Source organism: Bacillus sp. YC2 (genome assembly GCF_019891195.1).
Classification (GTDB): domain Bacteria; phylum Bacillota; class Bacilli; order Bacillales; family Bacillaceae; genus Bacillus.
Map to the genome: position 1 here is coordinate 166,785 of NZ_JAHXDO010000006.1, position 10,983 is coordinate 177,767.

At 50.8% G+C, this 10,983-nt stretch carries 1 protein-coding gene; it reads left to right on the forward strand.

The annotated features are described in order from the left end of the window. Nucleotides 1-230 precede the first annotated feature (230 nt). Entirely contained in the window at nucleotides 231-10,982 is a 10,752-nt protein-coding gene (gene srfAA / locus KY305_RS12155; RefSeq protein WP_223062747.1) for a surfactin non-ribosomal peptide synthetase SrfAA, read from the forward strand. The last annotated feature ends 1 nt before the right edge of the window (nucleotide 10,983 follow it).

Here is a 10,983-nt window from a genome sequence, read left to right on the forward strand (position 1 = left end):
TAGGTAAACCTTTCATGCTTACAATCAACGGCTTTTGTCTTGATTTCTCATATTTTTCCGCCGAAATGCGGACTGGCAGGCCTGCGGACGCGGCATTTCGGCGGACCATGGAACGGGATCTTTTTTACAGAAGTGGTTCTTTTGGCTTGAGAATGTGTTAGGGACATAGTGGGAGGCTGTTTTTACGGGAGAATTGACAACTTAGTCACAAAAAAGGGAGGCGCAAACATATGGAAATAACTTTTTATCCTTTAACAAATGCTCAGAAGCGTATTTGGTATACAGAGAAATTCTATCCGAATACGAGTATTTCAAATCTTGCCGGTTTCGGAAAACTTATCTCAGAGGACGGAGTTCATGCGGCGCTTGTCGAGAGTGCCATTCAGGAATTTGTCCGGCGGCATGAGTCGATGAGAATCAAGCTTCGTCTTGATGAGGACGGGGAGCCTGTTCAATATGTGAGCGGATATCGTCCTTTGTCTATTGAACATGTGGACATCAGGCAAGCCGGTTTAACAGCGGACGAGCTGTCAAAGCTGGGACGTGAGGAGGCAAATCGCCCTCTGCCGTTATATGATCATGATTTGTTCCGTTTTTCCTTGTATACGATTAGTGAAAACGAGGTTTGGTTCTATGCAAATGTTCATCATATCATTTCAGACGGGATTTCCATGACGATTTTAGGTAATACGATTACCGATATTTATTTAGAACTGGCCGGCGGCATGGGTGAAGATAAAGGCGAATCACATTCCTTTATTGAGCATGTCCTGTCAGAGCAGGAGTATGTTAAATCCAAACGCTTCAAAAAGGACCGTGATTTTTGGAACGGACAGTTTGAGACCATTCCGGAACTTGTGTCTCTTAAAAGAAGCCGAGCTGACGCGGACCTTGGCGCCAAAAGGTTTTCTCAAGAAATTCCTCACGGGCTGTACACGCATATTCAGACATTTTGCGAAGACCATAAGGTCAGTGTTCTCTCGCTTTTCCAGTCAGCTCTTATCGCATATCTGTACAGAGTGACCGGGAGGGACGATGTCGTTACGGGTACGTTTATGGGAAACCGGACGAATGCGAAAGAGAAGCAGATGCTCGGGATGTTTGTTTCTACAGTGCCTGTGCGGACAAGCGTCGACGGAGGCCAAGCGTTTCTGGAGTTTGTAAGAGGGCGGATGAAGGACCTGATGAAAATTCTCCGTCATCAAAAGTATCCGTATAACCTGCTGGTGAACGATTTGCGCGAGTCGAAAAGCACGCTGAGCAAATTGTTTACGGTGTCTCTGGAGTACCAGGTGATGCAGTGGCAGAAAAAGGAGAATCTTTCATTTTTAACTGATCCTATTTTCAGCGGAAGCGGGACAAATGATATTTCGATTCATGTAAAGGAACGATGGGACACTGGAAAACTGACGATTGATTTTGACTATCGCAGTGACGTATTCACCGAAGAAGAGATTACATCCGTTTCTGAACGCCTGATTACATTGCTTGAAGATGCGCTCTTGTCTCCTGATCGTACGATTGATGAGCTTGCTCTTATTTCTGATTCGGAAAAAGAGCGCCTTCTGAAACGGGCCGGCGGCAATCCGACGGCATACCGCAAGGAGATGACGATACCGGCTCTTTTTCAAGAGAAAGCGGAGGCTCTTGCCGGCAAACCAGCGGTTGTATTTGAAGGCCGCACATTGTCCTATAGCACATTACATGAACAGTCCGGCCGCATTGCGGGACGCCTCCTGCAGCATGGTATATCCGCCGATTCTCCTGTTGCGGTGCTGCTCGGCCGTTCGGAGCGGGTCATTGCGGCGATTATGGGGATTTTGAAAGCCGGAGGGGCTTATGTGCCGATAGATCCTGATTTTCCGGCTGAGCGGATTCAATACATTTTGGATGACTGCGGAGCGAAAGCGGTTCTGACGGAAGATGGAATAAAAGCGCCGGAAACGGAAGCTGAACTGATTGATTTTGATGAAGCGGTTCACTATGAGATTCCGGCGGCCGGCGTGAACTCAGCATCCGACAGATTGGCCTACATCATCTATACATCGGGTACGACGGGGCGGCCGAAAGGCGTCATGATTGAGCATCGCCAAGTTCACCATCTGGTTCAGTCTCTTCAGCAGGAAATTTATCAATGCGATGAACAGACGTTAAGGATGGCGCTTTTGGCTCCGTTCCATTTTGATGCTTCGGTTAAACAGATTTTTGCATCACTTCTCTTGGGGCAGACTCTTTATATCGTGCCGAAAACAACCGTAACGAACGGTTCGGCTTTGCTAGATTATTACCGTGAAAACCGGATTGAAGCCACTGACGGAACGCCTGCCCATCTGCAAATGATCACAGCGGCCGGGGACGTCAGCGGAATTGAACTGCGTCACCTGCTGATCGGGGGAGAAGGCTTGTCTGCCGCCGTGGCCGATCAGCTCATGACACTCTTTAAAGAAACAGGCGCAGCACCGCGTCTGACAAATGTATACGGGCCGACGGAGACGTGTGTGGATGCGTCTGTGCACCCTGTCTTACCTGACGGAATCGGCAATCAAGCTGCATACGTTCCGATCGGGAAAGCACTCGGAAATGCCCGGCTGTATGTGTTGGATAAACATAAACAGCTTCAGCCCGACGGCACGGTCGGGGAGCTTTATATCGCGGGAGACGGCGTGGGGCGCGGTTATTTAAACATGCCGGATATGACCGCTGAGAAGTTTTTGCCTGATCCGTTTGTAAAAAGCGGAAACATGTACCGCACCGGTGATATGGTGCGCTGGCTGCCTGATGGCACGATGGAATACATCGGCCGGGAAGATGATCAGGTGAAAGTCCGCGGCTACCGCATCGAGCTTGGAGAAATTGAAACGGTGCTCAGAAAGGCGCCGGGTGCAGCTGAAGCCGTCGTACTGGCCAGACCGGATCAGCAGGGAAATTTAGACGTATGCGCATATATCGTGCAGGAGAATGGAACAGATTTTCAGCCTGCCGAGTACAGGGAGTATGTGTCAAAACACCTTCCTGACTACATGGTGCCGGCTTACTTTACAAAAACAGATGAAATTCCGCTCACGCCGAGCGGGAAGGCAGACCGAAGCAAGCTGTTTGCGTTTGATGTGCAAGCTGTCAGCTCAACCGTGTATATCGCACCGAGAAATGAAACGGAAGAAACCCTCGCCGCCATTTGGCAGGAAGTCCTCGGGATGGACAAGGCGGGAATTTATGATCATTTCTTTGAGGCGGGCGGACATTCGTTAAAAGCGATGACGTTATTGACGAAAATCCATAAAAAAATGGGTGTTGAGATCCCGCTGCAATACTTGTTCGAGCATCCGACAATCGCCGCTCTGGCTGATTATGCGGCCGGCTGTGAACAAGGAAAGGCTTTCCGTACGATTGAGCCTGCCGAAAAACAAGCGCATTATCCGCTTTCGCTCGCCCAGCAGCGGACGTATATCGCCAGCCAGTTTGAGGATGCGGGTGTCGGCTATAACATGCCTGCCGCTGCTATTGTTGAGGGGCCATTAAATATTGAGAAGCTGGAACATGCATTTTCTGACTTAATCAGAAGACATGAAGCACTGAGAACGTCATTTCGATTAGAGGACAGCACGCCGAGACAAGTGATTCACGAAGATGTTCCGTTTCATATTCAAATGATAGAGGCAGACGGCAGAACGAATGAACAGGTCATGAAGCATTTTGTGCGCCGTTTTGATTTGTCAGAAGCGCCGCTGTTCAGAATCGGTTTGCAAAAGCTTGATGAACGCCGCCATATGCTGATGTTTGACATGCATCACCTCATTTCTGACGGAGTGTCCATCGCCATCATCCTGAAGGAGCTGGCCGCTATTTACAGCGGGGCACAGCTTCCTGAATTGCGCATTCAATATAAGGATTATGCCGTATGGCAAACGGAACGGGCCGAAGAAGGCTATCAGAAGGAGCGGGCATACTGGAAGGATGTCTTTGCGGGTGAATTGCCTGTGCTTCAGCTGCTCCCTGATTATCCGAGACCGCAGGTGCAGAGCTTTGAGGGAGACCGTGTATCTGTCAAGCTGAGCAAAACGCTGCAAGCACGGCTGCACAAGATAGCCGAGACAAACGGAGCCACTCTTTATATGGTGCTCTTATCTGCATACTATACACTGCTTTCTAAATATTCCGGACAGGAAGATATTATCGTGGGAACGCCGTCAGCGGGAAGAAATCATTCTGACACCGAGGGGCTTGTCGGCATGTTTGTCAACACGCTTGCGCTGCGAAGCTCCGTTAAGCAGGATCAATCCTTTGTCAGTCTGTTGGCTCATGTCCGGCAGCAGGTGCTGAATGCATTTTCTCATCAGGATTATCCGTTTGAATGGCTGACCGAGGAGCTGAATGTTCCCCGTGATATGAGCAGGCATCCGATATTCGATACGATGTTCAGTCTGCAAAATGCAGCGGACGGCATTCCGGAAATCGGTGATCTCACGCTATCCCTTCATGAAACAAATTTCAATATCGCCAAATTTGATTTGACGATGCAGGCGCGGGAATCGGCGGAAGGCATGATGCTCGATCTGGATTATTGCACGAAGCTTTATAAACAGTCGACCGCAGACCGTATGCTGGCACATTATGTGCACCTGCTGGAAAGCGCAGCCGCTGCGCCGGAAGCGAAGATCGGTGACTATCATCTGCTTTCTGAACAGGAGGCAATGAATCAATTACAGCAATTCAATCCGAAACGAACGACTTATCCGAAAGAAAAAACAATCGTACAGATTTTTGAGGAGCAGGCTGAAAAGACGCCAAACCGTACAGCGCTTCAGTTTGAAAGAGAAGAACTGACTTATAAGGAGCTGAATGAGCGCGCCAACAGGCTTGCACGGCATATTCTTTCTGTCGGAGGCGGCGGAAAAACGGCGGCTGTGTTATGTGAACGGTCAACGGACATGATTGTTTCGATCATGGCTGTATTAAAAGCGGGCTCCGCTTATGTGCCGATTGATCCCGAACATCCGGTACAGCGAATTCAGCATTTCTTCCGTGACAGCGGGGCGAATGTGCTGATGACGCAGGAAAGCTTAAAGCCGATCGCAGAAAAGGCCGGATTTCAAGGAGTGATTGTGCTTGCTGACGACGAGATGAGCTATGACAAGGAATCTCATAATCTCGCAATGCCGTTTGACTCAAAAGCGATTGCCAACCTCACCTATACATCCGGTACGACGGGGACGCCGAAAGGGAACATCGTCACACATGCCAACATCTTGCGGACGGTGAAAGACACGAACTATTTGACTGTGTCTGAGGAAGACACGGTGCTTGGGCTTTCCAACTACGTGTTTGACGCTTTTATGTTTGATTTGTTCGGTTCTCTTTTAAACGGTGCGAAGCTTGTGATCGTTCCGAAAGAAACCGTGCTGGATATGTCCCGCTTATCCCGCGTGATCGAACGGGAAAATATCAGTATTCTGATGATTACGACGGCGCTGTTCCATCTGCTTGTTGACATGGAACCCGCCTGCCTGTCAACTCTTCGGAAAATCATGTTCGGTGGAGAGCGCGCCTCGGTGGAGCATGTCAAAAAGGCGCTTGCAACAGTCGGCAAAGGCAAGCTGCTTCATATGTACGGACCGTCAGAAAGCACGGTGTTTGCGACGTATCATCCGGTGGATGTTATTGAAGAGGACACGCTTTCTATTCCGATCGGGAAACCGGTCAGTAACACGGAAGTCTTCATCCTGAATCCGGACGGACGCGTGCAGCCGGAAGGCGTCGCAGGCGAGCTGTGCGTCAGCGGAGAAGGGCTTGTTCAAGGTTACTACAACCGTCCTGAGCTGACGGAAGAAAAGTTTGTGCCTCATCCGTTCAAAGACGGTGATCGCATGTATAAAACAGGCGACTTGGCAAGATGGCTGCCGAATGGCGATATCGAATTTATCGGCCGTATCGACCATCAAGTGAAAATCCGCGGACAGCGGATTGAGCTTGGAGAAATCGAGCATCAGCTGCAAAGCCATGACCGTGTTCAAGAAAGTGTCGTTCTCGCGGTTGATCAAGGCGCGGGTGACAAGCTCCTTTGTGCTTATTTTGTCTGCCTTGGAGAAATTTCTTCCCAGGAGCTGAGGGAGCATACGGCGAAGGACTTGCCGGCATTTATGATTCCGGCCGTCTTTATCCAAATGGATGAGCTGCCGCTTACAGGGAACGGGAAAATCGACCGCCGGGCACTGCCGCTTCCTGATGTAACCGCAGCGAACGCCGTGTCGTATACAGCTCCGCGCAATGAAACAGAACAGAAACTGGCGGATATCTGGGCTGAGGTACTGCAAGCGGAGCAAGTCGGCATCCATGACCAGTTCTTTGAAATCGGAGGCCATTCTTTAGCGGGAATGAAGCTTCTCGCTTTGATTCATCAGGCGTTCGGCGTACAGCTTACATTAAAGGAGCTTTTCACTTCTCCGACGGTGGCCGGATTGGCACGGCTTATTTCCGGCGCTGATCAGCAGGCGGCTGAAAGCATTACGCCGGCGGCAGTGCAGGAAACATATCCGGTTTCCTCTCCGCAAAAAAGAATGTTTGTGCTTCAGCAGATGGAAGGCGCTGAAACAAGCTATAACATGCCGTCCGTGCTGCGATTGAAAGGAAAGCTTGACGCTGAAAAGCTGAAAGGTGTCATGAAACAGCTGACCGAACGCCATGAAGCATTCAGAACGACCTTTGAAATCAAGGATGGAGAAACGGTTCAGCGGATATGGGCAGAAGCTGATTTGGATGTTGAATATCATGAGTCCTCTGCGGATGAGGCGGAACGGATTATTCACGACTTTATCCGGCCTTTCCGCTTGGACCAGCTTCCTCTCGTCAGAATGGGGTTGGTTAAGATTGCTGAAGATGACCATCTCATGCTGTTTGATATGCACCATATTATTTCAGACGGAGCCTCGGTCGGCGTGCTGATAGATGAACTGTCGCGTCTGTATGGCGGAGAAACGCTTGAGCCGCTTCGGATTCAATATAAAGACTACGCTGTGTGGCAGCGGGAGTTTATCCAATCAGAGCAATACCGGAAGCAGGAGGAACATTGGCTGCAGGAGCTTGATGGCGAATTGCCGGTATTGACGCTGCCGACTGATTACAGCCGTCCGGCCGTTCAAACCTTCGAAGGTGACCGGATGATCTTTTCCCTGACCGAGGGGCAGACGTCGGCTCTCCGCAGTCTGGCGAAAGAAACGGATTCCACCATGTACATGGTGCTGCTGGCTTCGTACAGCGCGTTTTTATCAAAACTGAGCGGCCAGCACGATATCATTGTCGGTTCTCCGGTTGCGGGGCGGTCACATGCCGATCTCGCACAAGTCATCGGTGTATTTGTGAATACACTCGCGATGCGTACGTATCCGGAAGCAGACAAGGCCTTCACGGACTATCTTAATGAAGTGAAACAAACCGCCTTGGGCGCGTTTGATGCGCAGGATTATCCGCTGGAAGACCTTTTGCAAAAGGTCGAAGTGCAGCGTGACACGAGCAGAAATCCATTGTTTGATGCCGTATTTTCGATGCAAAACGCAAATGCGGAAGATTTGATGATGGAAGGAATTGAGCTTAAACACCATCCGTTTGAGAGGAAAACGGCCAAGTTTGATCTGACGCTGACGGCTGATGAAACAAACGGAGGCTTAACGTTTGTGCTTGAATATAACACCGCGCTGTTTAAACCGGAAACGGCAGAAACATGGAAGCGTTATTGGCTTCATCTGTTAGATGCCGTGACGGAAAACCCGAATGCGAAGCTTTCACAGCTTTCACTTGTAAATGATACAGAAAAACAAGCTCTCCTTGACGCATGGAAAGGCAAAACCCTTCCCGTCCCGCGGGATAAAACGGTTCACCGCCTCTTTGAAGAAACGGCGGCGCGCTATGCAAGCCGCCCTGCCGTGACATATAACGGCACGACATGGACATACGGGGAGCTGAACGCGAAGGCCAACCGCCTCGCGCGCATTCTCATGGACTGCGGTGTCTCAGCGGATGAACGCGTCGGCATTCTGACGAAGCCGTCGCTGGAAATGACCGCCGGCGTGCTGGGCGTTCTGAAAGCGGGAGCGGCATTTGTGCCGATTGATCCGGACTATCCGGCAGAACGCATCAGCTACATTCTTCAAGACAGCGGCGCGAAGCTTCTGCTGACGCAGGAAGCGTTGAGCGTACCGGACAGCTTCACGGGAGACACGATCCTTCTCAACGGCGTCCGTTCCATTTTGAGCCTGCCGCTTGATGAAAATGACGAAGCGAACCCGCAGACGGAAACCACCGCGGATCACCTCGCTTATATAATTTATACGTCAGGAACGACCGGCCAGCCGAAGGGCGTCATGGTCGAGCACCATGCGCTTATGAACCTGTGCTTCTGGCATCACGACGCATTCGGCATGACGGCTGAAGACAAGAGTGCGAAGTACGCGGGCTTCGGCTTTGACGCCTCCATTTGGGAGATGTTCCCGACATGGACCATCGGCGCCGGGCTTCACGTCATTGACGAAGCAATCCGGCTTGATATCACCCGCCTAAACGAGTATCTCGAAGAGAACGGCGTGACAATCACCTTCCTGCCGACACAGCTGGCCGAACAGTTTATGGAGCTTGAGAACACATCACTCCGTATGCTTCTCGTCGGCGGCGACAAGCTGAAGCGGGCGGTGAAGCAGCCGTATACAATCGTCAACAACTACGGCCCGACCGAAAATACCGTCGTTGCGACAAGCGGCATCATCAATCCGGAGGAAGGCTCTCTTTCCATCGGACGGGCGATTGCCAATACGAGAGCCTATATTCTCGGCGACGGCGATCAGGTGCAGCCGGAGGGCATTGCCGGCGAACTGTGCGTGGCAGGCCGCGGGCTTGCGCGCGGCTATCTGAACCGGGAAGAAGAAACGGCGAAGCGGTTTACTGCTGATCCGTTCGTGCCGGGTGAGCGCATGTACCGGACCGGTGACCTCGTGAAATGGAACGCTCGGCACGGCATCGAATACATCGGCCGCATCGACCAGCAGGTAAAAGTGCGCGGCTACCGGATCGAGCTGTCAGAAATCGAAGTCCGCCTCGCCCAGCTTGCGGACGTTCATGACGCAGCCGTCACGGCGGTCAAAGACAAAGCGGGCAATACCGCGCTTTGTGCCTATATCGCACCTGCCCAATCAGAAATCAAAGCGCTCAAAACCGCCTTAAAAGAAACGCTTCCTGATTATATGGTGCCGGCTTTCTGGGTGGCGATGGACGAGCTTCCGGTCACCGCAAACGGCAAGATCGACAAAAAAGCCTTGCCTGAGCCGGACATTGAAGCGGGCAGCGCGGCGTACAAAGCGCCGGAAACGGAAATGGAGACCCTGCTTTCTGACATTTGGCAGGACGTACTCGGCCTGTCGCAGATCGGTGTAAGCGATAATTTCTTCACGCTCGGAGGCGACTCCATTAAAGGCATCCAAATGGCAAGCCGCCTGAATCAGCACGGCTTCAAGCTGGAAATGAAAGACCTCTTCCAGCATCCGACGATCGAAGAGCTGGTCTCCTATGTGGAGCGGACGGAAGGCAAGCAGGCCGACCAGGGACCGGTCGAAGGCGAGGCGGAATTAACGCCGATCCAGCGCTGGTTCTTTGAGAAAGACTTTACGAACAAGCACCATTGGAACCAGTCCGTCATGCTTCATGCGGCAGACGGCTTTGATCCTGTTTTGGTTGAAAAGACCTTACAAGTATTAACTGAGCATCACGATGCGCTCCGAATGGTTTATCGTGAGCAAAAGCCATATTACAGAGGGCTGGAGGCTGCGTCTGTTGATTTGGAAGTCTTCAAGCTGAATGGGCCTGCTGAAGATCATGAAGACCGCATTGAACGGGAAGCGGATCATCTCCAAAGCAGTATTGCACTGGAAACCGGCAATCTGCTGAAGGCAGGGCTTTTCCAAGCGGCAGACGGCGACCATTTGCTTCTGGCCATTCATCACTTAGTCGTAGACGGTGTATCGTGGCGGATTTTACTGGAGGACTTCACTGCCGTTTATACTCAGCTGAAGCAAGGAAACGAACCGGCGCTTTCGCCGAAAACACATTCATTCGCCGAGTTTGCACGGAGATTAAAAGAATACGCAGACACGAAGGCATTTTTGAAGGAAGCGGATTATTGGAAACAGCTGGAGGAGAAAGAGGTATGGACTCAGCTTCCGAAAGACCGGCAGTCAAGCGATCAGCGTATGAAGTATACAAAAACGATCGGCTTCTCACTGACAGCTGAACAAACCGAGCTGCTCACAACAAAAGTACATGAAGCCTATCACACAGAAATGAACGACATTCTGCTGACAGCACTCGGATTGGCGCTGAAGGAATGGACGGGCCGGGATACAATCGGCGTTCATTTAGAAGGCCACGGGCGTGAGGACATACTTAATGGCCTGAACATGACCCGGACGGTCGGCTGGTTTACGAGCATGTATCCGATGGTTCTGGAAATGAAGCACGCCGATGATCTCGCGTATCAGCTGAAACAAATGAAAGAGGATATCAGGCATATACCGAATAAAGGAGTCGGCTACGGCATTCTGCGCTATGTAACGGCGCCTGAACATAAAGAGGATCTTTCATTTTCCATTGAACCGGACATCAGCTTTAACTACTTAGGCCAGTTTAATGAAATGTCTGACTCCGGTTTATTTACAAGGTCGAAGATGCCGTCGGGACAATCGCTGAGCCCGGATACGGAAAAGCCGAATGCGCTCGATATTGTCGGATTTATAGAAAATAGGCAGCTGACTATGACATTTGCCTATCATTCTCTCGAATTTCATGAAAAAACCATTCAATCGTTCAGTGACAGTTTTAAAGCGCATCTGCTTAAGATTACAGACCATTGCTTAGCCCAAGACGGGCCGGAGCTTACGCCTAGTGATCTTGGAGATGACGACCTGACGCTTGATGAACTTGATAAATTAATGGAGATTCTTTAGC